The organism is Clostridium neonatale (genome assembly GCF_001458595.1).
GTDB classification, from domain to species: domain Bacteria; phylum Bacillota; class Clostridia; order Clostridiales; family Clostridiaceae; genus Clostridium; species Clostridium neonatale.
Genome location: NZ_LN890328.1, coordinates 3,140,990 through 3,165,521, shown reverse-complemented (window position 1 = coordinate 3,165,521; position 24,532 = coordinate 3,140,990). Strand labels below are relative to the sequence as shown.

Annotated in this window: 23 protein-coding genes, 3 tRNA genes, 1 rRNA gene and 1 pseudogene; 19 read left to right on the top strand and 9 right to left on the bottom strand. The window is 28.0% G+C overall.

Annotated elements, in window-relative coordinates; genetic code table 11:
- The first annotated feature begins 76 nt into the window (after window positions 1–76).
- The 5 genes from BN2920_RS20805 to BN2920_RS20790 all read left to right on the top strand — a co-directional run bounded on the left by BN2920_RS20805 (window position 77) and on the right by BN2920_RS20790 (window position 3,207).
- Window positions 77–152: transfer RNA gene (locus BN2920_RS20805), tRNA-Ala, on the top strand.
- A gap of 279 nt (window positions 153–431) precedes the next feature.
- Window positions 432–569 carry a hypothetical protein gene (locus tag BN2920_RS21595; RefSeq protein WP_157065800.1) on the top strand — a complete coding sequence of 46 codons (138 nt, stop codon included), beginning with the start codon at window positions 432–434 and terminating at the stop codon, window positions 567–569.
- A gap of 37 nt (window positions 570–606) precedes the next feature.
- Window positions 607–1,044, top strand: coding sequence for a hypothetical protein (locus BN2920_RS20800; protein ID WP_058296867.1), 438 nt, complete (start codon window positions 607–609; stop codon window positions 1,042–1,044).
- 20 nt (window positions 1,045–1,064) lie between these two features.
- Complete coding sequence (locus tag BN2920_RS20795; RefSeq protein ID WP_058296866.1) at window positions 1,065–1,505, top strand: VanZ family protein; 441 nt, start codon at window positions 1,065–1,067, stop codon at window positions 1,503–1,505.
- 169 nt (window positions 1,506–1,674) lie between these two features.
- Window positions 1,675–3,207, top strand: coding sequence for an AbgT family transporter (locus BN2920_RS20790; RefSeq protein WP_058296865.1), 1,533 nt, complete (start codon window positions 1,675–1,677; stop codon window positions 3,205–3,207).
- Window positions 3,208–3,296: 89 nt separating this feature from the next.
- Here the strand turns inward: BN2920_RS20790 and wsfD are convergent, their stop codons facing one another.
- Entirely contained in the window at window positions 3,297–4,799 is a 1,503-nt protein-coding gene (gene wsfD, locus BN2920_RS20785) for a glycan biosynthesis hexose transferase WsfD (RefSeq protein WP_058296864.1), read from the bottom strand.
- Between the two features lie 364 nt (window positions 4,800–5,163).
- On the opposite strand from wsfD, the gene fusA reads away from it, so the two are divergent.
- The 4 genes from fusA to BN2920_RS20765 all read left to right on the top strand — a co-directional run bounded on the left by fusA (window position 5,164) and on the right by BN2920_RS20765 (window position 10,404).
- Window positions 5,164–7,248 (top strand): elongation factor G, encoded by a 2,085-nt coding sequence (gene fusA, locus BN2920_RS20780; protein WP_058296863.1) that lies wholly within the window; start codon window positions 5,164–5,166, stop codon window positions 7,246–7,248.
- A 154-nt stretch (window positions 7,249–7,402) separates the two neighbouring features.
- On the top strand, window positions 7,403–7,639 hold the full coding sequence (locus BN2920_RS20775; protein WP_058296862.1) for a hypothetical protein: 237 nt from the start codon (window positions 7,403–7,405) through the stop codon (window positions 7,637–7,639).
- Window positions 7,640–7,770: 131 nt separating this feature from the next.
- The gene (locus BN2920_RS20770) at window positions 7,771–8,724 is read left to right on the top strand and encodes an ROK family protein (RefSeq protein WP_058296861.1); all 954 of its coding nucleotides are present in this window, start codon (window positions 7,771–7,773) and stop codon (window positions 8,722–8,724) included.
- A 444-nt stretch (window positions 8,725–9,168) separates the two neighbouring features.
- Window positions 9,169–10,404 carry a competence/damage-inducible protein A gene (locus tag BN2920_RS20765; RefSeq protein ID WP_058296860.1) on the top strand — a complete coding sequence of 412 codons (1,236 nt, stop codon included), beginning with the start codon at window positions 9,169–9,171 and terminating at the stop codon, window positions 10,402–10,404.
- 395 nt (window positions 10,405–10,799) lie between these two features.
- On the opposite strand, the gene BN2920_RS20760 is transcribed toward BN2920_RS20765, so the two are convergent.
- The 3 genes and pseudogenes from BN2920_RS20760 to BN2920_RS21170 all read right to left on the bottom strand — a co-directional run bounded on the left by BN2920_RS20760 (window position 10,800) and on the right by BN2920_RS21170 (window position 12,269).
- The gene (locus BN2920_RS20760) at window positions 10,800–11,273 is read right to left on the bottom strand and encodes a hypothetical protein (protein ID WP_058296859.1); all 474 of its coding nucleotides are present in this window, start codon (window positions 11,271–11,273) and stop codon (window positions 10,800–10,802) included.
- 121 nt (window positions 11,274–11,394) lie between these two features.
- Window positions 11,395–12,006, bottom strand: a pseudogene (locus BN2920_RS20755) (NAD-dependent protein deacylase); the annotation flags it as partial.
- Entirely contained in the window at window positions 11,988–12,269 is a 282-nt protein-coding gene (locus BN2920_RS21170) for a Sir2 family NAD-dependent protein deacetylase (RefSeq protein ID WP_083498888.1), read from the bottom strand. The gene BN2920_RS21170 and the pseudogene BN2920_RS20755, both read right to left, overlap by 19 nt.
- Window positions 12,270–12,417: 148 nt before the next feature.
- Between BN2920_RS21170 and BN2920_RS21910 the strand changes: the two genes are divergently transcribed.
- The 4 genes from BN2920_RS21910 to BN2920_RS20740 all read left to right on the top strand — a co-directional run bounded on the left by BN2920_RS21910 (window position 12,418) and on the right by BN2920_RS20740 (window position 14,161).
- Window positions 12,418–12,588 (top strand): hypothetical protein, encoded by a 171-nt coding sequence (locus BN2920_RS21910; protein ID WP_172437827.1) that lies wholly within the window; start codon window positions 12,418–12,420, stop codon window positions 12,586–12,588.
- A gap of 81 nt (window positions 12,589–12,669) precedes the next feature.
- Window positions 12,670–13,641 (top strand): Gfo/Idh/MocA family protein, encoded by a 972-nt coding sequence (locus BN2920_RS20750; RefSeq protein ID WP_172437826.1) that lies wholly within the window; start codon window positions 12,670–12,672, stop codon window positions 13,639–13,641.
- A 322-nt stretch (window positions 13,642–13,963) separates the two neighbouring features.
- Window positions 13,964–14,080: ribosomal RNA gene (gene rrf / locus BN2920_RS20745) — 5S ribosomal RNA — on the top strand.
- A 5-nt stretch (window positions 14,081–14,085) separates the two neighbouring features.
- Window positions 14,086–14,161: transfer RNA gene (locus BN2920_RS20740), tRNA-Phe, on the top strand.
- 136 nt (window positions 14,162–14,297) lie between these two features.
- Here BN2920_RS20740 and BN2920_RS20735 read toward each other — a convergent pair.
- Window positions 14,298–14,705: a DUF3785 family protein gene (locus BN2920_RS20735; RefSeq protein ID WP_058296857.1), complete on the bottom strand. Its 408-nt coding sequence runs from the start codon at window positions 14,703–14,705 to the stop codon at window positions 14,298–14,300.
- A gap of 25 nt (window positions 14,706–14,730) precedes the next feature.
- The gene (locus BN2920_RS20730; RefSeq protein WP_058296856.1) at window positions 14,731–15,408 is read right to left on the bottom strand and encodes a uracil-DNA glycosylase; all 678 of its coding nucleotides are present in this window, start codon (window positions 15,406–15,408) and stop codon (window positions 14,731–14,733) included.
- Window positions 15,409–15,567: 159 nt separating this feature from the next.
- Here BN2920_RS20730 and BN2920_RS20725 point away from each other — a divergent pair, with 159 nt between their 5' ends.
- Window positions 15,568–16,314: a peptidylprolyl isomerase gene (locus tag BN2920_RS20725; protein ID WP_058296855.1), complete on the top strand. Its 747-nt coding sequence runs from the start codon at window positions 15,568–15,570 to the stop codon at window positions 16,312–16,314.
- Between the two features lie 80 nt (window positions 16,315–16,394).
- Here the strand turns inward: BN2920_RS20725 and BN2920_RS20720 are convergent, their stop codons facing one another.
- Together BN2920_RS20720 and BN2920_RS20715 are read right to left on the bottom strand one after the other, a co-directional pair.
- On the bottom strand, window positions 16,395–17,048 hold the full coding sequence (locus tag BN2920_RS20720) for an HAD family hydrolase (protein ID WP_058296854.1): 654 nt from the start codon (window positions 17,046–17,048) through the stop codon (window positions 16,395–16,397).
- 66 nt (window positions 17,049–17,114) lie between these two features.
- A tRNA-Pro gene (locus tag BN2920_RS20715) sits at window positions 17,115–17,190 on the bottom strand.
- Between the two features lie 298 nt (window positions 17,191–17,488).
- Between BN2920_RS20715 and BN2920_RS20710 the strand changes: the two genes are divergently transcribed.
- The 3 genes from BN2920_RS20710 (at window position 17,489) to rsmI (ending at window position 20,523) form a co-directional block, all read left to right on the top strand.
- Window positions 17,489–18,745 (top strand): C40 family peptidase, encoded by a 1,257-nt coding sequence (locus BN2920_RS20710; protein ID WP_058296853.1) that lies wholly within the window; start codon window positions 17,489–17,491, stop codon window positions 18,743–18,745.
- Between the two features lie 177 nt (window positions 18,746–18,922).
- Window positions 18,923–19,675, top strand: a complete 753-nt coding sequence (locus BN2920_RS20705) for a tRNA1(Val) (adenine(37)-N6)-methyltransferase (protein ID WP_058296852.1) — start codon at window positions 18,923–18,925, stop codon at window positions 19,673–19,675.
- A 2-nt stretch (window positions 19,676–19,677) separates the two neighbouring features.
- Window positions 19,678–20,523, top strand: coding sequence for a 16S rRNA (cytidine(1402)-2'-O)-methyltransferase (gene rsmI, locus BN2920_RS20700; RefSeq protein WP_058296851.1), 846 nt, complete (start codon window positions 19,678–19,680; stop codon window positions 20,521–20,523).
- Between the two features lie 71 nt (window positions 20,524–20,594).
- Here the strand turns inward: rsmI and BN2920_RS20695 are convergent, their stop codons facing one another.
- A complete protein-coding gene (locus BN2920_RS20695) occupies window positions 20,595–20,840 on the bottom strand; it encodes an AbrB/MazE/SpoVT family DNA-binding domain-containing protein (RefSeq protein WP_058296850.1) in 246 nt (81 codons plus the stop codon).
- 568 nt (window positions 20,841–21,408) lie between these two features.
- On the opposite strand from BN2920_RS20695, the gene BN2920_RS20690 reads away from it, so the two are divergent.
- Both BN2920_RS20690 and BN2920_RS20685 read left to right on the top strand, forming a co-directional pair.
- Complete coding sequence (locus tag BN2920_RS20690) at window positions 21,409–21,999, top strand: DUF1836 domain-containing protein (protein ID WP_058296849.1); 591 nt, start codon at window positions 21,409–21,411, stop codon at window positions 21,997–21,999.
- A 163-nt stretch (window positions 22,000–22,162) separates the two neighbouring features.
- Entirely contained in the window at window positions 22,163–24,448 is a 2,286-nt protein-coding gene (locus BN2920_RS20685) for an ATP-dependent DNA helicase (RefSeq protein ID WP_058296848.1), read from the top strand.
- The last annotated feature ends 84 nt before the right edge of the window (window positions 24,449–24,532 follow it).

Sequence of the window (24,532 nt, the reverse complement as noted above, 5' to 3'; positions counted from 1 at the left end):
TTAGCTCAGTTGGTTAGAGCAACCGGCTCATAACCGGTAGGTCCGGGGTTCGAGTCCCTGAAGGTCCACCATTTTTGGGGGTATAGCTCAGTTGGGAGAACACCTGCCTTGCACGCAGGGGGTCAAGAGTTCGAATCTCTTTATCTCCACCATTTATACAGATTATAGTTAGTCTATAGTCTGTATTTTTTTTATTTAAAAGTATTTTAATAATGTTAGAATAAATAAATATGTAATTATATATATTTAATAAGAATATATAATGAATAACTTTATTAGAATAATATTATAATGTTATATTAGACTTTTTATTAATTAATTAAAAACAAATATATACAGAAAATTATTTATATTATATAATTGTATTGTAATTTTTTTACAATATTGTCCTGTGAATATTTAAATTACAATTAGAATGGAGAGATATTGATATGAATGATATATCTTATTTGGAAGAAGAAATAAAGACGCTAAAATTAACAAAAAGAGATTTATTACTCGCTGGAAGAGATACTAAAGATATTGATATAAAAATAGAAATACTAGAAAGAGAGAAAAAGGACAATTAATAAAATAATTAGTTTAAATATATAGGGGGGATTAGAGATGATGAGAACGGTTGTATGCAAAAAAGATGGTTGCAGTGGAAATGAGTTTTATATATCAATGGAAGAAGAGAAAGTTAAAGCTAAGTGTAAGGAATGTGGCAGTATTTATCTTTTTGACTTAGGAATAGATGATTTTAATATGCTATCTACCTGTAGTAATTGCAATAATGATGTTTTTAAGCTTTTTAAAGATCCTCAAAAAGATAGATTATATGTAAAATGTATTGAATGTGGAGCACCTCCAGAAAGAGTCTTTATAGACGATGAAGGTATGCAGGTAACATATCAAGAGAAGTTACTACATGATATAAAACATTTAATGCAGCAAATAGATCAGAGAGTCTGTAACCTTGAGATTAAAGTAGAAGGACTTGAAAAAGGACAGGAATTGTTAGAAGAATCATTGGCATATATAAATAAGTATATGACCAACTAGAGATGATGAGGATAAAGGATATGAGAAACAAAAGAAAAATTTTTTATTGGACTTTATTGATTAGTTGGATGATTTTTATAGCTATAATGTCGCACAAACCAGCAAATATATCTGATTCATATAGCATGGCAATTATATTTGGGATAGATAAGTTAGGTTTACCGTTAAATTTAGTATTTGGTGATTTGAGTAATTTTATTATAAGAAAAAGTGCTCATTTTATTGAATATATGATTTTATCAATATTGGTTACCAATGTAGTGAATTTATATTTAAACAAAAAAAGATCAATATTGATAACGGTGATTTTTGTGTTTTTATATGCTTGTTCTGATGAATTTCATCAACTTTTTGTACAAGGTAGGCAAGGATCTTTTAGAGATGTGTTAATTGACACAGCTGGAGGAATTGCAGCAGTAATTGTGAAAATGCTATATAATATGTTTTTAAAGAAGAGATAATTATATGTTTTATAATTATCTCTTCTTTTTTCTAATATTCTGATAATACTAGAAAATGAATATTGAAAAAAATTTAATTTAATTATATAATAACACTAATAAATATAAAATTAAGGATAAAATTCGACTTTTATGTAATAATTAATTTTATATAACTAAGGAGGAAAAGATGAAAAACGATAAGAAAAAATTGGGAATCCTTGGAGTAGTAGAGAATGTTGGAAATGTATTACCACATCCAACTACATTGTTTGTTATTTTATGTGCAGTAATAGCAGTTGTTTCTCATATCGCATATAAATTGGGTATTGGTGTTAATTATCAAGGAATTGATGTGGCAACTGGTGAGCTTAAAGACTTAACTGTTAATGTTGTTAGTTTATTAACACCAGAAGGAATTAGGTACATGTTTACAAGTGCTATAAGTAACTTCACTGGATTCGCTCCACTAGGTACTGTTTTAGTTGCTTTATTAGGGGTTGGGGTTGCTGAAGGTAGTGGATTAATATCAGCTATGTTGAAGAAATTAGTAACAAGCACACCTAAAAGATTTATAACAGTTGTTGTTGTATTCGCTGGCGTTATGTCAAGTATAGCTTCTGATGCCGGATATGTAGTACTAATACCATTAGGTGCAGTTATATTTAAGAGTTTTGGAAGACATCCATTAGCTGGTATAGCAGCAGCGTTTGCAGGTGTATCAGGTGGATTTAGTGCAAACTTAATACCTGGACCAACAGATGCTCTCCTTGGAGGAATTACAACAGAAGCAGCAGCATTAGCTAATCCTGGTTATGAAGTTGCTATAACAGGTAACTGGTATTTCATAATGGTTTCTACATTGCTTATAACAATTTTAGGGACAATAGTTACTGAAAAAATAGTTGAACCTAGATTAGGAAAATATAAGGAAAATGTTGAAGATGAACTTATGAAGGTTACTAGTGAAGAAAAAAGAGGCTTAAAATTTGCAGGCATAGCTTTCTTAGTAACATTGATAGGAATTTTATGTTTAGTGGTACCTTATAACGGAATATTAAGACATCCTGAGACTCATGCAATATTAAAATCTCCATTTATGGATTCAATAGTTGTTATAATAGCAATTATGTTCTTAATACCTGGAATAGCTTATGGAATTGGACATAGGACTATTAAGAATGATAAAGAAGTTATAAACTTAATGGGTAAGAGCATGTCGACAATGGGTTCATACATAGTATTAGTATTTTTTGCAGCACAATTCGTTGCATATTTCGGATATACTAAATTGGGAACAGTAATAGCAGTTAAGGGGGCAAACTTCTTAGAAGCAACTGGAATAAAAGGTATACCTCTTTTATTAGGGTTTATAATAGTTGTTGCTTTCATAAACTTATTTATGGGATCAGCTTCTGCTAAATGGGCAATAATGGCTCCAATTTTTGTTCCTATGTTAATGGGGGTAGGATACTCTCCGGAATTGACTCAAATGGCATACAGAATAGGTGACTCAACTACAAATATAATTTCACCACTTATGAGCTATTTCGCCTTAATAGTAGCATTTGCAGAAAAATATGATGAAGATACAGGAATAGGTACATTAATATCGACTATGGTTCCATATTCTATAGTATTTTTAATTGGATGGAGTTTATTATTAATAGTATGGTTTATATTAAAGCTTCCATTAGGAGTTGGTGCAGGAATATTCATGTAATCATACAGAAATAAATGAATTATTAAAATTATATATACAAAAAGCGATTAAGTTTAAAGAATCATCTTAATCGCTTTTTATATGTCTTATTATAATGTAGTTTGTTTTTTGCTTATCTTATTTTTTATATAATCAATTGCTTTGAAAATAATACACAATAAGATTAATATGAAGAATATATCAAAAATAAAGTTGAATAAATATAATTGTTTTCCAGTATCAGCCTGACCGTTTCCAACAAAAGGCATAGGAAATTGTAATCCGCTAATAAATATTAATGTTAGAAGTAAAAGTGATTTAATTCTTTTATCTGGATTAAATTTATTTCTAATATATGTTGTAACTGAATAGATAAACATAATTAAGTATATTGATATAATAAACCATAATTTTTTTGGTAATAAATTTTCTCTTATATATGACCATCCAGTAAATCTACTAAATTTAGTGATTTCTTTTTCACTATAACTTTGAGATGCCTTACCTAGATCAGTACTTGTATAAAATGCTTTACTGGCGGTATATTGCATTCCTTCTATTAATCGTTTTGGATGAGTTAAATAGAATTTAGCTAATTTACCATTACTCATCTTGCTATAAAATTCTTTTTCTGTTATTTCAGTTCTAGGAACATACTTAACATATTGGTCAGCTGGTAAATAAGAATGTTTTCCGGCTTCAACAGCCATATCTGGATTAAGGCCCATATCAATTAAATCTTGTTCAGGTGTATCTGAACCATTTAATACACCGTAGAATACTGAATTATACTGAGTATCTTTGCTTAAACTACCGCTACTCATATTAATTGCAATAGGATAAGCTATAAGGCATATAAATAAAAATATTGTAATTAATAAATTGCTTTTAGATAAAAGTTTTTTATTGTCCAATACTATTTTACCAATTAATAAAACTATAAATGGTAGGCACATAGTTACTTGAAGTTTAGAACCTATAAATAGCAGTGCACAGACAAAAATGTATACTATTTTAGAAAATAATTTATCTTCTCTTTTTAAGGAATATTTATAGTATGAATAATATAAAATGGAAGCAATAAATAAAATTAAGGTACTTATCATCATTGGCTCTCCATATAAACTATTAAACCAAACTAAATAATTGCCATCAAAGAAAATAAATAATGTAAATGCAGCGGTTATTATATACTTAATGGTGCTTTTTATATTTATTGCTTTAAGTATTATTAAAAATGCAGATAAATAAATTAAAAAATAAGCTATAGCTAAATATTCAGTTTTAAAGATATATTGTCCAAATAGCTTACAAATAAAGCAAATTAATGTTATTAAAGCACCCATACTAGTTCCAATTATAGTTGTAAAAATATTATTTACTGAATTAATTTTATATTCTGTAATTATATATTTATAGAATCTAACAAAATCAGGATTGTTGGTATCTGAATCTAGTAAAGAAAGACCAACTGCATTCATTACTCTATCAAAATCACCTTGATCAGCTACACCAAGTTTAGGATTTACAAATAATATCCAGGTGAAAATTAAAATAGCCAATATAATAAAACATAAGCTAATGCTTTTTATATAATTCTTTGATATTTTCATCTCATATCCTCCACTAATCTATTATGAAAATTATATTTAATATTATCATCTCAACTAACAGATAAAATTATAATGTTTTTTTTAATATACTACAATAAAGAATAGGATATATATATAATATTGTTTAATTAAAAATATAATTATATTTGAATAAGAACATACATATGATTGCGATAAATAAATTTTTAGAAAATTAAGAAAAATGAAAAGGAATTCAATAACAAAAGTAGAATTATTAATTATCAGATTTAATTTCTCATATAATATATAAAATATGATTTAAATGTGAAAAGTATATTAGGGGAAGGTAGGTGGAAGCCAGAGCTTATAAGAATTTATCTTACTTAAAGGTTTGGCGTAATTTATGAAAGATTATTGTATTAAAAATTTAAGGAATATTGGGCTTATAGGTCACAATGGAACTGGAAAAACATCTCTTGCAGAAAGTATTCTATATTATTCAAAAATTACAGATAGGATTGGAAAGATTGAAGAAGGTAATACTGTTTTAGACTATGATCCAGAAGAGAAGAAAAGACAATTTTCAATATCCCTTTCAATTGCACCAGTTGAATTAGATAATGTTAAAATAAATATTATTGATATCCCAGGATATGCTGATTTTCATGGAGAATGTATTCAAGGTATGAGAGCAGTAGATGTTGGTATGATAGTAGTAAGTGGGGTTTCAGGAATAAAGGCTGGAACTGAAAGAGCATGGGAATATTGTAACAAGATTAAACTGCCTAGAACTATTTTTATAAATAAATTAGATAGAGAGAATGCAAGTTTTGATAATGTATTAGATTCATTAAATCAAAAGTTTGGTATAAGTGTTGTTCCAATTCAATATCCTATTGGAACAGAAGAAAATTTTAAGGGTGTAATAAACGTAATATCTAATGAAGCAAAAATATATAATACTAAAACAAGAGAAGTAGAAATAATTGATATACCAAAAGAATTAGAAGAGAAAGTTCAACACTGTAAGATCATGATAATGGAAGCTGTAGCAGAAACTGATGAAAATTTACTTGAGAAATACTTTAGTGAAGGAATATTAAGTGATGAAGAAATTTATAAAGGATTAATAAAGGGATGTGCTAGTGGAGAAATTGCACCTGTAATGTGTGGTAGTGCATTAAAGGTAATTGGTATAGATTCATTAATTGAAGATATTGTTGAATGTTTTCCATCACCAGAATATGCAATTCCTCAAAAGGCAGTAGATTTAAATACCAATAAAGAAGTATTTATAAATCTTACGCAAGATAAATCATTTTCTGCATTAGTATTTAAAACAATAGCTGATCCATTTGTTGGTAAAATTTCGTTTTTCAGAGTCATAACTGGACAAGCGAGTGATGATATGGTTGTTGTTAACACTAACAAAGATAAAACTGAAAAGTTATCACATATTTGTTTTATGAGGGGAAAAACTCAAATCCCAACTCAAAGTATAATAGCAGGAGATATTGGAGCTATATCTAAATTGCAATATACAAGTACAGGTGATACTTTATGTAGTCCAGAATTTAAAGTTATATATGATAAGATGAATTTTCCAACTACAGTTTATTCTATGGCTGCTATTCCACAAGCAAAAGGAGATGAAGAAAAGATATCACAAGCATTGAGTAAGTTAAAAGAGGAAGATCCAGTATTTGAAGTAGATAGAGACGCTGATAATGCAGAAATAATAGTTTCTGGACTTGGAGAGACTCATATTAATATAATAGCAAGTAAGATTAAAAGTAAGTTTGGAACTGATATTATTCTAAGTTTACCTAAGATTCCATATAAAGAAACTATTAAAGGATTTTCTGATGTTCAAGGAAAGCATAAGAAGCAATCTGGAGGACATGGGCAATATGGAGATGTAGTAATTAAATTTGAACCAAGAGATGATGGAGGAGAAGAATTAGAATTTGTTGATAATGTAGTTGGAGGTGCAGTTCCAAGAAATTTTATACCTGCAGTTGAGAAAGGATTAAGGGAATGTATGCAGCATGGAGTATTAGCAGGATGCCCAGTTATAGGATTAAGAGCAACATTACATGATGGATCATATCATTCAGTTGATTCATCAGAAATGGCATTTAAGATGGCTGCTTCAATTGCATATAAGAAGGGATTAGAACAGGCTAAACCGATATTATTGGAACCTATAATGAAAATAGATATAATTATTCCTAATGATTATATGGGTGATGTAATAGCAGATATAAATAAGAAGAGAGGAAGAGTAATGGGAATGGAACCAGAAGAGGATAAGCAGAAGGTTACAGCAGAAGTTCCGTTGGCAGAAATAAGAAAATATGCGACTGAATTAAGATCTTTAACTCAAGGCAGAGGTTCCTTCTCAAAAGAATTTTTAAGATATGAAGAAATACCAGAAATAGAAGTAAATAAAATTATAGATGAAATTAAGGCAAGCAAATCTAAATAAAAAATAAGGTAATAGATATTTTATATCTATTACCTTATTTTTCTTTTAAACATAAAAATTTCATATCTATAAGCGAGGATAAAATCATTCATAAAAAGGAATACTATTCTAGTATAGAGATATAAAACTAGCTTTATTAATAGGAGGAAATTAGATGTCAGATTATACTATGGATATTGGTGGAAAAATTGAGTTGAGTGATTATAGCGATATATTTGACTATTTAAATATAATAGATAAAGACGATAATTTTATGATAAGAATAGCTAAAGATAATGAAGATGATATTGGAGTAATAAGTTCCATGCTTAATGATAGCAATTTTATAATTAATCATACAGAATATGATGAAAGAGGTAATTATTATATAGTTGCTAATAAAAATATTTGAAAATTATAATATTTTAAAATTATAATATCTTAAAATTTATATTAGAGTTTTCTTATGACAACATAATATAGTATAATATTTGTATGGTAAAGGTTTTATAATAAACTTATATAAATAAAGGAGAGAAGACCATGAAAAATTATGTTGTGGGAGTAGACTTAGGGGGAACAAAAATAAGCACAGCTTTATCTGATCTTGAAGGTAAGATAATCAATCAAACAACTATACCAACTGATGCGCATGAAGGTGAAGTGCCAGTTTTAAACAGAATAATTAATTCTATAGAAAAAGTTGTTAATGATAGTGCTGTTTCTTATGAAGATATAAAAGGTATTGGAATCGGTTCGCCAGGTCCACTAGATGCAAAACAAGGTATAATAATTACTACACCTAATCTTCCATTTAAAAATTTCAACTTAGTTAAACCTATAAGTGAAAAATTTGGAGTACCTGTATTTTTAGATAATGATGCCAATGTAGCTGCTATTGGAGAATTTATGTTTGGCGCTGGAAAGGGTGCTGAAAATATAGTATTCTTCACTGTAAGCACAGGTGTAGGCGGAGGAGCTATATTAAACGGAAAGGTATATAGAGGACATACTTCAAATGCTTTAGAAATTGGACATATGACAGTGGCTCCACATGGTCCAAGATGTAACTGTGGTAATGTCGGATGTGTAGAAGCTACTTCATCAGGAACTGCTATTGCAAAAAGAGCTCATGAAGCATTATCAACTAAAGTTGAAACATCTTTAAGAAAATACGAAAATGTCACTTCTTATGAAGTTTTCGTTGAAGCAGCAGCAGGAGATCCAGTTGCAAAAGATATAATTGATGATGCAATGAACTATTTAGGTATAGCGGTTGCGAACGCAGTATCAATATTTGATCCAGAATATGTAATTATTGGTGGTGGCGTATCAAAAGCTGGAGATGTAGTTTTTGATACAGTAAGAAAAGTTGTAAATAAGAGATGCTTCAAATCAATGGCTGAATCAGTTAAAATAGTTCCAGCTGGTCTTGGCACAGATGCAGGTTTAATAGGTGCCGTAGCTTTAGCGTTACTTGAAACACAAGATAAATAAATCAAAAATAAAATATTTTATGAATAATTAGGAGAGCTTATACATACTATATAAGTATAAAGCTCTCTTGCACTAAATTTTTTCTTCTCATACATATTATTATTTGGTTTTAACAAACATATGATTTTTTTATTTTGATATTTGTTTGTAAAAACTTTGAGATGAAGAAATTTTTCATATAACCTATCCCTGCTTTATGGTGGGGATAGACTATAAGAAGAAATTAATATTTGATGCACTCAACCTATTCAATATATATTGAATAGGTTTTGCACATTTATAAGGGCATAATGAATATTTAATTTTCATATTTGGTTAATTTAGATAAGTTGTATATTTAAGGTATAATGATTTTATAAAGGTTTTATATTTGATTATTTTTAATAAGTTATATATTTTTTATAGAATGCTAAAAATGATATATCTTGAAAGGAGAATTATTTTATGAGAGCAGAAATTATATCAATAGGAACAGAATTATTATTAGGAGATATAGTCAATTCAAATGCACAATTTTTAGGACAAGAATTAGCAGCATTAGGTATTGAAATGTACTATCAACAAGTTGTTGGCGATAATGAAGAAAGAATACTACATGCATTTAAGGAAGCATATAACAGATGTGATATTATTATAACAACAGGTGGTCTTGGACCTACGGATGATGATTTGACAAAAGAAATGGCAGCAAAATATTTTAATAAAAGATTATTTGAAGATAAAGAATCATTGGAAAATTTACAGGAATATTTTAAATTCAGAAAAAGGAAGATGACAACTAATAATTTAAAGCAAGCATTAATTCCGGAGGGAGCAACTGCAATTAAAAATAATAATGGAACAGCTCCAGGAGTAATTATAGAAGAAAATAATAAAATAATGATTATATTACCAGGGCCACCAAAAGAAATGAAACCTATGTTTGAAGAAGATATTAAGCCATATCTTAAATCAAAATCTGATTCTGTTATAATCTCAAAAATGATCAAGATTTTAGGAATAGGGGAAAGTGCAGTTGCAGAAACAGTTAAGGATTTAATGGAGTCACAGAGTAATCCAACCATTGCTCCATATGCAAAAGAGATAGGAGTTATACTTAGAATTACAGCAAAAGCTGAAAATGAAGCAGCAGCATTAAAATTAATTGAACCATTAGAGATAGAAATAAAAAATAGACTTGGAGAGAATGTATATGCAACTGAAGATATATCTATAGAAGATGTAGTAGCAAAGTTATTAATAGAAAATAAATACACTGTATCTACTGCTGAATCTTGTACTGGAGGAATGATAGCAAGTACTTTAATAAATTATCCGGGAATATCTGAAGTTTTTATGGAAGGTGCTGTTACATATTCAAATGAAGCTAAGCATAAAAGACTCGGAGTAAAAAATGAAACATTAGAAAAGTATGGTGCAGTAAGTGAAGAGACAGCAAGAGAAATGGCAATAGGTATTGCTAAAAAAGCAAATACTGATGTAAGTATAGTTACAACTGGAATAGCTGGCCCAGGTGGAGGAACAGAAGAGAAACCAGTAGGTTTAGTTTATATAGGCGTATATGTAAAAGGTAAAGTGAAAGTTGAAAAACATATTTTTAAAGGTAATAGATCTAAGGTTAGGAATCAAGCGACAATCACTGCGCTAGATATATTAAGAAGATGCTTAATTAATGAATGATATTATAAAGATAAGTTTGTAGAAGTAGTCTTTATAATGATTTAATTAAAGGAATATAAGAATGTATATTCTTAAGAATACGAAAATATAGGAATATGTGTTTATAGGAATAAAAATATACACATATAAAAAGAGCAGCTATGCTGCAATTCGGATCTTAAAAAGAGCATGTATACTAAAACTTGAATGGATTTAAAAATAAGAAAACTTCTTTCTTTAATTTGAAAAAATAAATATCATAAAAAGAAAACTGCCATATTCATTTTTACTATGGCAGTTTATCAATTGTATATAAATAAAAATGGGGGAGAGGCGATTAAATATTGAAGTTAAATACTTCATTATAAATTCTTTCCATATTAAATTTATTTATACATATTAATTACAATTTATGATTAAGAATTAATTTTTTCATCTAATCCGATGTTATCTTGATCATTATATGTAGGAGATAACGGTTCGTTATATAAATTAGAAAGTGAAGAACTTATGACCCAGCCTTTAGAATTTATATTACTATCAATAGGTAATTGAACATAATACCAAATATTATTTTCTACTGATGCTTTTTCGATTATATTAACTTTTAACAGTTCATTACTTATATATATACATGGTGAAGCTAAATCTGGATATATATATATGTGTGATGAATCTTCTAATGTTCCATAAATATAATCAATATCACAAAATTCTATTGTAAAATTTTTATCAGATGTTTTAGATTTATTAATTAATGTGTCCAATTGCTTTTTTGTTAATCTTAAGTCTAAGCGTAGAGAAGAAATAGTATTTTCATATTTATTAATGTAAAACATTCCAGCACCTATGCTTAAAAGAATTATTATTAATAAAAATAGTATTAACATTCTAACTCCTATAATTTTAATTGATATATTAATAAATATATTCTGATATTATAAAAAAATGTATAAAAATAGATAATAGCTATGTTGCTATTATCTACAAAGATTAATATTATTTTATTAATTACAAAGACTTCACAGCTTCATATAATACCTTTCCAATAGAATCATGAATGACTAAATCGGCCTTATTATCAGCAGAAGTTGTGCTTTTATTTATAAGAACAAGATTATTTCCTCTAAAGTAATTTATAAGTCCTGCTGCAGGGTAAACAACAAGTGAAGTGCCTCCTATTATTAGAGTATCCGCTTGAGAGATAGCCTTAACTGAATTTTGTATAATAGCTTCATCTAAACCTTCTTCATAAAGGACTACATCAGGTTTAACCTTTTCACCACATTTAGGACATGTAGGTATTCCCTTAGATGCTAAAATAAATTTTTCATCATAAAATGCATGACACTTCATGCAGTAATTTCTAAGTACAGATCCGTGCAATTCATAAACGACTTTAGATCCAGCAGCCTGATGTAAACCGTCAATATTTTGAGTTACAATAGCTTTAAGCTTACCAATATCCTCAAGTTTAGCCAAAGCCATATGAGCAGTATTTGGTCTAGCTTCAGGATAGATTAATTTGTCCTTATAGAATTTAAAAAATTCATCTGGATATTTCATAAAGAATGTATGAGATACAAGTTGTTCAGGAGTGAAATTTATTTTAAGATTCTCATTCCATAATCCATTTGAACTTCTGAAATNGGATAGATTAATTTGTCCTTATAGAATTTAAAAAATTCATCTGGATATTTCATAAAGAATGTATGAGATACAAGTTGTTCAGGAGTGAAATTTATTTTAAGATTCTCATTCCATAATCCATTTGAACTTCTGAAATCTGGAATATTAGATTCAGTACTTACTCCAGCGCCACCGAAGAATACTATATTTTTACTTTCTTTTAAAATTTGAGTTAATTGTTCTATTTTAGTATTCATTAAATCATCTCCATAAATTGTATTTATTAATTTTATTATGTCACAAATAAATAAAAAAATAAAATAAACTGACGTTTGAAATATAGATAAGAATTTATTTAATTAATGTATAATAGATTTATAAATATTTCATCGGAGGAAATCTATTATGAAAAAAAATGAAAAGATATTATTAGGGATATCCTGTTTTTTGGGAGGTGTAGTAGCAGGCTTTTTAATTGCACCTATTAAGAACGGAATGTATTTTGGAAATAATTGTGGAAATCATCATGCTGTAAGTAAAGAGGAATTACAAGATATTATTGGAGTAAATGAGTAGAAAAAATAGATTAATCTATGAAAATACTTATATTAAACTAGAGTAATTTATATTTAAGAAAATAAAATGGAGGAAATTTATATGAATATTGGAATATTAGGTGCAGGCTCAATAGCAAGGCAAATGGCCTATACAATAAGTAAAATGGATAATGCTACAAATTATGCAATAGCATCAAGAGATTATAAAAAATCACAGGAATTTGCAAAAGAATTTCGAGTTATTAAAGCATATGGGTCTTATGAGGAAATGATAAAAGATCCAGAAGTAGAGCTTGTATATATTGCAACACCACATTCATTACATTATGAACATGCTAAGCTTTGTTTGAATAACGGAAAACATGTACTTTGCGAAAAAGCTTTTACTATAAATGAAAAGCAGGCAGAAGAATTATTTGAAATTGCAAAAGAAAAAAATCTATTTATTACTGAAGCTATATGGACTAGATATATGCCAATGAGAAAAACTTTAGATGATATATTAGAGAGTGATGTAATAGGTGAGTTGCACTCATTAACAGCTAATTTAGGATATAGAATCAATAATGTTCCAAGACTTGTTGACCCAAATCTTGCGGGAGGGTCTTTACTTGATGTAGGGGTGTACACGCTTAATTTTGCATCTATGGTTTTTGGAAATAACATAAAAGATATATCATCAACTGTAATAAAAACTGATACAGGCGTGGATGCGCAAAATAGTATAACATTATATTATGAGAATAATAGAATGGCGATTCTTCATAGCACCATGATGTCACGTACTGATAGAAGAGGAATTATATATGGTAGTAAAGGTTATATTGAAGTTGAGAATATCAATAATTGTGAAGGGATAAAGATATATTCATTAGATGGAAATTTAATTGATGAATATAAGACTCCAAAGCAAATAACAGGATATGAATATGAGGTGGAAGCTTCTATTAAGGCAATAAAGAATGGAGAATTAGAATGCATTGAAATGCCACATTCAGAGACACTTATAATAATGAGATTAATGGATAAATTAAGAAATAATTGGGGAATTAAGTATCCTTTCGAAGAATAATACTATAATAAAATGAACAAGTGGTTAGATAGATAAGAGTAGAGCATAAAAATTGGTTGATATTAAAATCAGTTTATTTTAGCTCTTCTTTTATTATAAATTAATACATTAAAAGTATTGATTTCATTAGGTAAAAATTTCAGCATATAAAAAATAATATTAATGAAATATATAAATTATTCAATAAAGAAAAAATTGAGTTTAGAAACATTAAATATAGAGATAGAAGTTTAGTTAGATAACAGTATTTATATAAAAAATAAAAAACTTTTAAAAAATGTGTTGACATAATATTATTATCTCGATATAATACTACTTGTGATCTGGTGATGACGGCATAGAGGTAACACTCCTTCCCATTCCGAACAGGAAAGTTAAGGTCTATAGCGCCGATGGTACTGCATGGGAAACTGTGTGGGAGAGTAGGACGTTGCCAGGTAATATGGCTCGATAGCTCAGTCGGTAGAGCAGAGGACTGAAAATCCTCGTGTCACTGGTTCGATTCCAGTTCGAGCCACCAAAAGCACTAACGTATGTTAGTGCTTTTTTATATTTGAAAATAGTTTATAAAAATAGAATGCATTTATTAGGTTTAATGCATTCTATTACTTGATTTAATTAAATACTTATTATTGTTATGTACATAAATTTGTTTTTTATACTTCACATTGATTAACTTCAATAGAATAAGTCCCACATTCAGGACATACAGCAATGCTGACAATATAACTATTATCAATTTTTCCTGTGCTAAATAATTTATTGAAGGAAGTGTTTTCATAATCACTAGAAATAGTGCTAATAATGTATTTATCATCTTTTGTATAAATATAGAAATGATATTCTAAATAGCAATAAGCTTTGTTTAATGGCTCTTGCTTCTTACAGGTACATTGTCCAGTATAATATTCTTTTGAAAAATCAACTTCGTCAGAGTTAATTAATATATCTAATATTAATTCTAAATTAAAATTTTCTATTTCATCATCATTAAAAAAAATTCCTTCACAGTTTTCTTTTGATAATACATATTCTTTATCTTTGAAAGTAAATGTATAATTCATTGAATTTCCTCCATTATTAATAATATTAAATATTTTCTATTTGCCAATCAATAGGTTTTTGATTTGTTGATATCAAAAACTCATTTGCTTTAGAAAAAGGTTTACTACCAAAGAATCCTCTTGATGCAGACAAAGGACTAGGATGTACTGATTTAATTATAAAATGCTTTGGATTTGTTATTAAACTAGTTTTTGATATAGCATTATTACCCCATAATATAAATACTATAGGAGTTTCTTTTTGGTTTAGAACTTCTATAACTCTATTAGTGAATTGTTCCCATCCTTTATTTCTATGAGAATTGGCTTCACCAGCTCTTACGCTTAATACTGTATTTAATAATAATACTCCTTGATCAGCCCATTTCTTTAAGTAGCCATTATTAGGAATATAACAACCTAAATCATCATGTAGTTCTTTATAAATATTAACTAAAGATGGTGGTGTCTTAACTCCAGGGTTAACAGAAAAACTTAATCCGTGTGCTTGTTTAGGCCCGTGATATGGATCTTGGCCTAATATGACAACCTTTGTATCCTCATAACTTGTAAAATGTAAGGCATTAAATAAATCATACATATTAGGATAAATTACTTTGGAATTATATTCGTTTTTTAAAAATTCTCTTAATTTTAAATAATAGTCTTTTTCAAATTCAGTATTTAAATAGTTTTTCCAATCGTTTTTTAGTATTTCAGACATAAAATATCACCCATGGTTATTATAACACTTTGGAGAATGTATATACAAAAACATATTTTTGATCAAAAAAAGGCAATAAATTTATTATATTCTTGTTAGTATATGTATATACTGTTAAAATGAAAAGGTATATAAATTTTATTTTAAAGGAGAATTCACATGGAAAATAAAGTGTTAGCAGTTGCTGCAGGTTATGAAATAACAGAAAAGGACTTAAATGCTGTAATAAACAGATATCCAGAAGACAGAAGAGCAATGTTTCAAAGTGAACAAGGAAAAAAACAATTATTAGAACAATTAATATCATTTGAATTAATGAATAAATTCGGAAAAGAAATTGCATTAGATCAAACAGAAGAATATAAAATGCAAATGGAAGCTATAGCAAAAGAGGTATTAACGTCTATGGCTATAAATAAGGTCTTAGCAGATATAACTATAACAGATGAAGAAGCTAACAAATATTATGAAGAAAATAAGGATGCATTTTCTGAACCAGCAACTGTATCAGCTAAACATATACTAGTTACTACGGAAGAAGAAGCTTCTAAAATCAAAGAAGAAATCACAAATGGATCATTAACATTTGAAGAAGCAGCTAAAAAGTATTCTACATGTCCTTCAAAAGAACAAGGCGGAAATTTAGGAGCATTCTCAAAAGGAATGATGGTTCCTGAATTTGAAAAAGCAGCATTCGAATCAGAAATAGGGGTAGTAACTAATCCGGTTAAGACTCAATTTGGATATCATTTAGTATTAGTTGAAGAGAAGAATGAAGCTTCTGCAAAGAGTTTTGATGAAGTTAAAGATTCAGTTATAAATCAATTATTACAAGAAAGACAACATAAAAAATACGGTGAAATTTTATCAGAATTAGAAAATAAATATGGTGTAGAAAGAAAATAAATATTTAATAAATAAAAAAAGAACTGAGAGTTTGGATATGGCAATAATATTAAAACTCATCAGTCTTTTTTTATTTGTATTTAAAATAAATCTAATATTTCAGTAAATGAATCGATATACATATCAGCATGCTCAAGTAAATCTTCTTTAGTATTGACACAAGCATCATCTTTTACAGCGAAAACTTTCATATTAGCAGATTTAGCGCCTTTTATTGCAGGAAGAATATCTTCAAATACTGCACAATTATTAGCTGACACATTCATTTTTTTAGCAGCTAACAAGTAAACATCTGGGAAGTTTTTTCCACGAGTGACTTCATCTGTTGTTGTTATGGCATCAAAATATTCATAGATTCCGTTACTCTTTAAACAAGCTTGTAATAATTTTTGAGAATTGCTAGTTGCTAATGAAATTGATATATTATTAGATTTCAATTTGTCTAGGAATTCTTTTACTCCAGGTTTTAGCTTCACATTTTTTTTATAGTGATTTAGAGCCATGGTGTTCCATGTTTCTAGTATAGTTTCTATAGAATCACTTATTTCAAATCGTTCTTTAAAATAATGAGCAGTTTGAGTAAAACTTAAATGATTTATTTCAGCATTTAGATTTTCAGGAGTTGTATAACCATGTGATTTTAAGTACTCATCATCTATCCTAGACCATACCCACATTGAATCAACTAGAGTTCCGTCTAAATCAAAAATAACGGCTTTAATATCTTTAAACATTATATTCCTCATTTCTATATATAATAAAAAAACTTAAGGAATAATCCTTAAGTTTTTTATAAAATGTGGTCGGGGTGACAGGGATCGAACCTGCGACCTCATGGTCCCAAACCACGCGCGCTCCCATCTGCGCCACACCCCGGAACTATAAACAATTATATAATATTAATATTTTAAATGTCAAGACAAGTATAGTAAATTTCTAAAATAAATATATTAATAAATATATTTAGAGGAATTTTAGGAAAGAGGTAGAATCTAAGTATATGTGAGAATTTATTAGATAAATTTCTCTATTAATCAGATATTTTACATATAATTATAAAAATATTAGATATATAACCATATACCACCATTGTCCATATTGGATTTAGGTGATATAATTATATTACTAACGCATGCAAATAAAAGGAGGGAAGGTTCAGGGGGACCGATTATTCATGAGAAAGAGAGTGCTTGCTATTCTTTTAGCAACAGTAATCGTTGTGGGTGGATCAATACCTGCGATTGCAACACCTAGTGACCAAGAACTAAGTGATACCAGACAAAAATATGCGGAAATTGAAAATAAAATTTCACAAATAGAAGATAAAATCTACGACTTAGATGCCAAAATAGAGCCGTTACAATTAACTGTTGATAAGAATAAAAAGGAAATAACAAATATCAACAATTCAATTGATAATACAACAAAGGATATTGAACAAACAGAAAAAGAAATAGATACTTTGGATAAGGCATTAGGACAAAGAGTTAAGGCTTTATATACATCAGGTAATTTAGAGTTTAGTTATTTAAGTTTTATGTTTGAGGCGGAGTCAACAAGTGATTTCTTCTCAAGAATTGGAGCAGTAGGAAAAATTATTAATAAAGATAAGGAATCTATTGAAGAAATAATAGATAAAAAAGATGAATTGAGTGAAAAAATGAAATCTTTAGAAGAAAAGAAAACTGAAATTGATAAACTCACTCAAGAAGTTCAAGCATCATTAGATGAGCTGGATGGGAAGAAAAAAGAACAAGAATCATTAGTTTCACAAGCTAAGACAGAAAAATCTAAATTTGATGCAGAATATCTATCTAAGATAGAGAGAGAAGTAGTTTCAGGACAATTTGCTACTATTGATGATTCAAGCAGTAGTGTGTCAGCACTTGAAGGTGCTATATCTCAATTAAGAAATATTAGAGATAATCAAATTAAGAGTCCAACTGTTGTTTCAGAAATAAATGATAAAATAGAAAAAGCTAAAAAAATGGTTTCAGATAAAAAGGCTGCAGAAGCAGCAGCTGCAAGAGCAGCTTCAGCTGCTAAAACTCCAAGTAGAGGAAATACAACTTCAGTTAGTGTACCTTCAGCAGGAAATGCTCAAGCAATTTTAAATGAAGCATATAGTCATCTAGGAAAGCCATATGTATATGGTGCTACAGGAGCTAATACATTTGACTGCTCAGGATTTACTCAATATGTATACAAACATGCAGCAGGTGTAGACATAAGTAGAACAACATATTCACAAATAAATGTTGGTACACCAGTTAGCCAGAGCCAGCTTCAACCGGGAGACCTAATATTTACGCATGCAGGACATGTTGGAATATATGTTGGAAATGGAAATATGATACATGCTCCACAAACAGGAGATGTTGTTAAAGTTTCTCCAGTATATAAATTCTATGCTGGAAGAAGAGTACTTTAATAGTTTATTTAGAACATAATTATAGATTATTATAAATCCCTCAAATATATTACATATATTTGAGGGATTTTAATTATAAAATATAAAATTATTTACTTTTATATTTTATAATGTAATACTATAATGTGGTTAAAAGATATTTTGACAATAAGTATATTAGGAAAAGGAAGATAAATCATGGATAATAACCAATCTAGCTATATAAGAGAAGATGAACTAATTGATGATTTACAGTTGAATGGTTTAAATTTAATCCAAAAAAGAGAAGGATTTAAATTTGGAATAGATGCAGTATTATTATCACATTTTGCAAATGTTAAACGAAGTTTTAGAGTTATAGATTTATGTACAGGGACAGGAATAGTTCCATTTCTTATATATGGGAAGTATTCACCCAAAGAAGTTTTCGGTTTAGAAATACAAGAAGATATGGTTGAAATGGCTGAAAGAAGTGTTCATATGAATAACTTGGAGGAAAAGTTACATTTCATAAATCATGATTTAAAAGATATAAAGTATCTAAAAAGTTTGGAAAGATTTGATGTAGTTACAGTAAATCCTCCTTATAAGCTAAACAATTCAGGAATTTTGAATCCATTAGATAAGCTTGCTATTGCAAGGCATGAAATATTATGTAATCTAGAGGATGTTATAGTTGCATCGAGAACTTTACTAAAAGACAATGGAAGGCTTTTTATTGTTCATAGACCAGAAAGGTTAGCTGATATATTTGGTCTTATGAGGAAATATAAAATTGAGCCTAAAAGAGTTAAAATGGTACATCCGAAAGTAGGCAAAGCACCTAATATAGTTTTAGTAGAAGGCCAACGTGATGGTGGTGCGTATTTAAAATGGGATGAACCATTATATGTATATGATGAAAATGGGAAATATACTAGTGAGATAGATAAAATATATGGGAGGATTTAAGAATGGATAAAGGTATATTATATATAGTTCCAACTCCAATTGGAAATCTCAAAGATATTACATTGAGGGCTTTGGAAGTATTAAATGATGTAGACTTGATTGCAGCAGAAGATACAAGGCAAACATTAAAATTATTAAATCATTTTGAAATAAAAAAGACATTAATTAGTTATCATAAATATAATGAGAAAAATAAAAGTGAAGATATTATTAATTTGATTAATGAAGGCAAAAAAATTGCATTGGTATCTGATGCTGGTATGCCAGGTATATCAGATCCGGGGAGTGTTATTGTTAAATGTTGTATAGAGCAGGGGGTTAAGTTTGAAGTATTACCTGGAGCAACAGCATTTACTACTGCCTTGGTATATTCTGGATTGGACACGACAAAATTCTTGTTTAGAGGATTTCTACCAAGAGAAAATAAAGAACGTAAACCAATAATACAAGATATAATAAACTGTCAAGAAACAATTATATTATATGAAGCTCCACATAGATTATTAGATACATTAAGCTTTTTGCTGAGTAATTTAGGCGATAGAAAAATAGCCGTTTGCCGGGAATTAACAAAATTATATGAGGAGATTTATAGAGGATCTATTAGTGAATCAGTAAATTATTTTCAAGTTAATAAACCAAGAGGGGAATTTGTTCTTGTAATAGAAGGGAAAAGAATTGAAGACATAGAAGAAGAGAAAAAATCTATTTGGATTGATTTAAGTATAGAAGAACATATATTATCCTATATAAATAATGGAATCAGTAAGAAAGAAGCAATTAAAATGGTGGCTAAGGATAGAAATTTACCTAAAAATGAGATATATAAATTCTCAACTGATTTATAAAATATAATTATAATACAGAAATCAAAAAAGCAGTAAAATCTTACTGCTTTTTTTATATTAAACTATATGTATTATCTACCTTGTTTGATTTCTTCTAAGCATTTAACACAGATATTTTTGCCTTTATAGTTTATAACATCTCTTGCATCTCCACAGAAGATACATGCTGGTTCATATTTCTTTAATATGATTTGTTCTCCGTCAACATAAATTTCTAATGCATCTTTCTCAGCAATATCTAAAGTTCTTCTTAATTCTATAGGAATAACTATTCTTCCTAATTCGTCTACTCTTCTAACTACACCTGTTGATTTCATAAAAAATTCCTCCTAATTACACAATTCGACATTCTACTCTGTTATATTACCAAGTATGTAATATAAAGTCAATAAATATTTCGATTTCTTTATAAAAAATTACAAATTTCAACTTTAATAACCACTATGTTTAAAATATACTACCATTTTTTAGAAAAGTCAAGATAGTTTGGTGATTTAGTTGCAAGAAATTATGTGAAATTTAAAATTTTTTATTAAAAATACCTTTTATATTAAATATATAGCATATTATAGTATATTATAGCAAAATAAAAAATTTAAATTAAAGAATTAAAAGAATTTACATAATTAAACAAAATAATGTTATAATGATATTAATCGTATATAAAATACGATTTTTCTAGTTAAATATATTTTTAATTTACAATTATTAGAGTATAATAGGAATAGTGCGTTATTATCAGATATACATATTCATGCAATTGTTATTGTGAATAGATAATATATAGAATATAAATAATATTAAGATGTTAGAATAAACTTGTAACAAGTTGATAAATACTATATAATATAGATAAAAGAATGAGAAAGGTATAGGTAACATAGTATGGATAAAAAATTTGATTCAGACTATATAAAAGAATTAGTAGAAGAAATGTCCAAAAGTAGCTCCATTTCATATGATGATCTACCAAAATATGATTTGTTTCTATCTCAAGTTATAGACTATTTAAATGATAAGTTTGTAAATGAGAAGTTTACTAACAATATAGTTCAAAATTACACCAAGAGTGAGGTAATAACTAAGCCAGAGGATGGCAAAAAAAGAGGATACACTAAGATGCACCTGGTACAATTAGTTTTACTTAGTTATATGAGACCTATATTAACAACAGAAGAAATAAAGAAAGTCTTTAGATTGGCATTTAACGAAATAAATGATAGAAGTGATGATATATTATCTTGGGAAGAAGCATATAAAGTATTTGTTTCAATCCAAAAAGATAGTATGAATGATTATTTAATTTCTTCACTAACTAATGAAGAAAAGCTTGAAACGATGGTAAAGGAATTCAATTTAAAAGATAAAGATGAAGAAAGAATAAGAATATTCTTATTAGTCTTAACATTAATAGCAGAAGCTAGTGTTATAAAAAAATTAGTCCAAAAAATAGTCAGCGAATATCATGAAGATTAAAAATATATATGTAACACTTGCTTGATTAGTACAGATATTGATACTGATTAAGCAAGTGTTTTTTGTTAATATTGATGATTATAATTTTTTTAAAATATTTAAGAGATAATATTAATACTTATATAGATAGTTATGTTTTTAAGCACTTAAGTGAGGTAAATGCATGGATAAAATTATCATAAAGGAATCAGTGCGAAATTTAGTGGAATTTTGTTTGAAAGATGGAGATATAGATAATCGATTTTCAGGAACAGCGCGAGCAGTAGAGGGGATAAAGGCACATCAAAAATTGCAAAGTGATAATGAAAAAATTTATGAAAACTTTCAAAAAGAAGTATATTTATCTCATGATTTTGAATCAAAGAATTTTTGTGTGACAATAGAAGGTAGAGCAGATGGAATTATTAAAGAAGATGATAAGATAATAATAGAAGAGATTAAATCTACATATAAAAAGTACTCATATATTGATGATTTAAATGAGCTACACTGGGCTCAGGCTAAAGTTTATGGCTTCATATATGGATGTGAAACTGATATTAACCATGTTTATATAAGATTATCTTATTTTCAACTCGAAAGTAATGAAGTAAAAAGCTTCGAGAGAAAATTTGATATGAATGAACTAAAAAAATTTACAGAAAATTTGGTTAAGGAATATGGGGAATTTATTTATTATATATATCTTCAAAAAAAAGAAAGAAATTTAACGGCTAAAAGTACTAAATTTCCATTTGAAGAATATAGAAATGGTCAAAGAAGACTAATTAACATAGTGTATAATACAATAAAAGAACAAGAGATAGTATTTGCACAAGCACCAACAGGAATAGGAAAAACAATATCTACTATTTTTCCAGCTATTAAAGCTTTAGGAGAAGGTTTAGGTGAAAGAATAGTCTATTTAACATCACGAACTATAAATAGAGAAGTTGCAAATGAAGCTATTGAGAGGCTGCGTGATAATGGATTGAATTTTAGAAGCATTACTATTACAGCTAAAGAAAAATCATGCTGTAATGAAAAGTTTGACTGTAATCCAGAAGTATGCAAGTATGCTAAAGGATACTATGGTAAGGTTAAAAAACCTATATATGAAATTTTGAGAAATGAGAGGAAAATATCAATTGAAATAATACAAGAATATGCGAAAGAATTTGAGGTATGTCCATTTGAACTATCATTAGATATTAGTATGTATTGCGATGCAATTATATGTGATTATAATTATATCTTTGATCCTAAAGTATCACTTGGGAGATTATTAGAGAGTGATGGAAATATAGTTTTAGTAGATGAAGCACATAATTTAATAGATAGATCTAGGAATATGTATTCTGCAACTATTGAAAAACAGATAATAATGGACTGTAAAAAGATTACTAAAGGGAAATTGAGCAAATTAAACTCTATATTAGGTAAAATAAATAGTTATTTTATAGGGTTAAGAAATGAATGTGAACATAGAAATATAGAATGGTTTTACGAAAAAGAATCTCCTAAAGAGCTTTCTAACCTACTAAGGATATATTTAAAGGAAAGTGAAGATATATTAATAAGAGGAAACAAGTTTGAAGGGTATGAACAAATACTACAACTATATTTTGAGATATATTCTTTCATTAATATTATGCAATTATATGATGATAACTATGTTACATTAATAAAAAAATATGGAAAAGAAATTAATATAAGTTTATTTTGTGTTAACCCTGCAAAAAATATAGAGAAATGTATAGAGAAATGTTCTTCAGTTATCTTTTTTTCGGCAACATTATCACCAATTAATTATTATGTTAATATGCTTGGAGGAAATGATGAAAGTTATAGAGTAAAACTGCCTTCACCATTTAAAAAAGAAAATTTAAAAACGTATCTTTCAACTATAAATATTAGATATAAATATAGAAAACAAACATTGCCTAAAGTTTTTAATAAGATACATACTTTTATAAATGAAGAAATCGGAAATTATATTGTTTTTTGCCCATCATATGAATATATGAAGCAGCTTGCAGAGGAATGTTATAAATGTAATATGAATAATTTTGTGTTGCAGGTACAAAGTCCAAACATGACAGAAAATGAAAAGGTAGAATTTTTGGAGAAGTTTAAGGAAAACAGGAATCTTATAGTATTATGTGTCATGGGAGGTATGTTTTCAGAAGGAATAGATTTACCTGGTGAACAATTAATAGGAGCTATTATTATAGGTGTGGGTTACCCTAAAGTAGATGTTGAAAATGAAATAATAAAAGAGTTTTATGGAAAAGATGGATATGATTATGCATATATTTATCCGGGAATAAACAAAATTCAGCAAGGAGCTGGAAGAGTAATAAGAACTGAAAATGACAAAGGCAGAGTTTTATTGATTGATGATAGATATGCTACAGATAAATATAGCTCATTAATACCTAGAGAATGGTATCCAATAAACAAATATTAATGTAAAAACAAAAGTTTATTTATCTAATTAAGTATGTTAAAATATTCATGTTAGATTTGAGTTTTGATATTTAGTTAAATATAT

Bases quoted from the DNA above. Each gene is read 5' to 3' on its own strand.
- BN2920_RS21595 (WP_157065800.1), top strand. From the start codon at position 432: ATGAATGATATATCTTATTTGGAAGAAGAAATAAAGACGCTAAAATTA.
- BN2920_RS20800 (WP_058296867.1), top strand. From the start codon at position 607: ATGATGAGAACGGTTGTATGCAAAAAAGATGGTTGCAGTGGAAATGAG.
- BN2920_RS20795 (WP_058296866.1), top strand. From the start codon at position 1,065: ATGAGAAACAAAAGAAAAATTTTTTATTGGACTTTATTGATTAGTTGG.
- BN2920_RS20790 (WP_058296865.1), top strand. From the start codon at position 1,675: ATGAAAAACGATAAGAAAAAATTGGGAATCCTTGGAGTAGTAGAGAAT.
- wsfD (WP_058296864.1), bottom strand. From the start codon at position 4,799: ATGAAAATATCAAAGAATTATATAAAAAGCATTAGCTTATGTTTTATT.
- fusA (WP_058296863.1), top strand. From the start codon at position 5,164: ATGAAAGATTATTGTATTAAAAATTTAAGGAATATTGGGCTTATAGGT.
- BN2920_RS20775 (WP_058296862.1), top strand. From the start codon at position 7,403: ATGTCAGATTATACTATGGATATTGGTGGAAAAATTGAGTTGAGTGAT.
- BN2920_RS20770 (WP_058296861.1), top strand. From the start codon at position 7,771: ATGAAAAATTATGTTGTGGGAGTAGACTTAGGGGGAACAAAAATAAGC.
- BN2920_RS20765 (WP_058296860.1), top strand. From the start codon at position 9,169: ATGAGAGCAGAAATTATATCAATAGGAACAGAATTATTATTAGGAGAT.
- BN2920_RS20760 (WP_058296859.1), bottom strand. From the start codon at position 11,273: ATGTTAATACTATTTTTATTAATAATAATTCTTTTAAGCATAGGTGCT.
- BN2920_RS21910 (WP_172437827.1), top strand. From the start codon at position 12,418: ATGAAAAAAAATGAAAAGATATTATTAGGGATATCCTGTTTTTTGGGA.
- BN2920_RS20750 (WP_172437826.1), top strand. From the start codon at position 12,670: ATGAATATTGGAATATTAGGTGCAGGCTCAATAGCAAGGCAAATGGCC.
- BN2920_RS20735 (WP_058296857.1), bottom strand. From the start codon at position 14,705: ATGAATTATACATTTACTTTCAAAGATAAAGAATATGTATTATCAAAA.
- BN2920_RS20730 (WP_058296856.1), bottom strand. From the start codon at position 15,408: ATGTCTGAAATACTAAAAAACGATTGGAAAAACTATTTAAATACTGAA.
- BN2920_RS20725 (WP_058296855.1), top strand. From the start codon at position 15,568: ATGGAAAATAAAGTGTTAGCAGTTGCTGCAGGTTATGAAATAACAGAA.
- BN2920_RS20720 (WP_058296854.1), bottom strand. From the start codon at position 17,048: ATGTTTAAAGATATTAAAGCCGTTATTTTTGATTTAGACGGAACTCTA.
- BN2920_RS20710 (WP_058296853.1), top strand. From the start codon at position 17,489: ATGAGAAAGAGAGTGCTTGCTATTCTTTTAGCAACAGTAATCGTTGTG.
- BN2920_RS20705 (WP_058296852.1), top strand. From the start codon at position 18,923: ATGGATAATAACCAATCTAGCTATATAAGAGAAGATGAACTAATTGAT.
- rsmI (WP_058296851.1), top strand. From the start codon at position 19,678: ATGGATAAAGGTATATTATATATAGTTCCAACTCCAATTGGAAATCTC.
- BN2920_RS20695 (WP_058296850.1), bottom strand. From the start codon at position 20,840: ATGAAATCAACAGGTGTAGTTAGAAGAGTAGACGAATTAGGAAGAATA.
- BN2920_RS20690 (WP_058296849.1), top strand. From the start codon at position 21,409: ATGGATAAAAAATTTGATTCAGACTATATAAAAGAATTAGTAGAAGAA.
- BN2920_RS20685 (WP_058296848.1), top strand. From the start codon at position 22,163: ATGGATAAAATTATCATAAAGGAATCAGTGCGAAATTTAGTGGAATTT.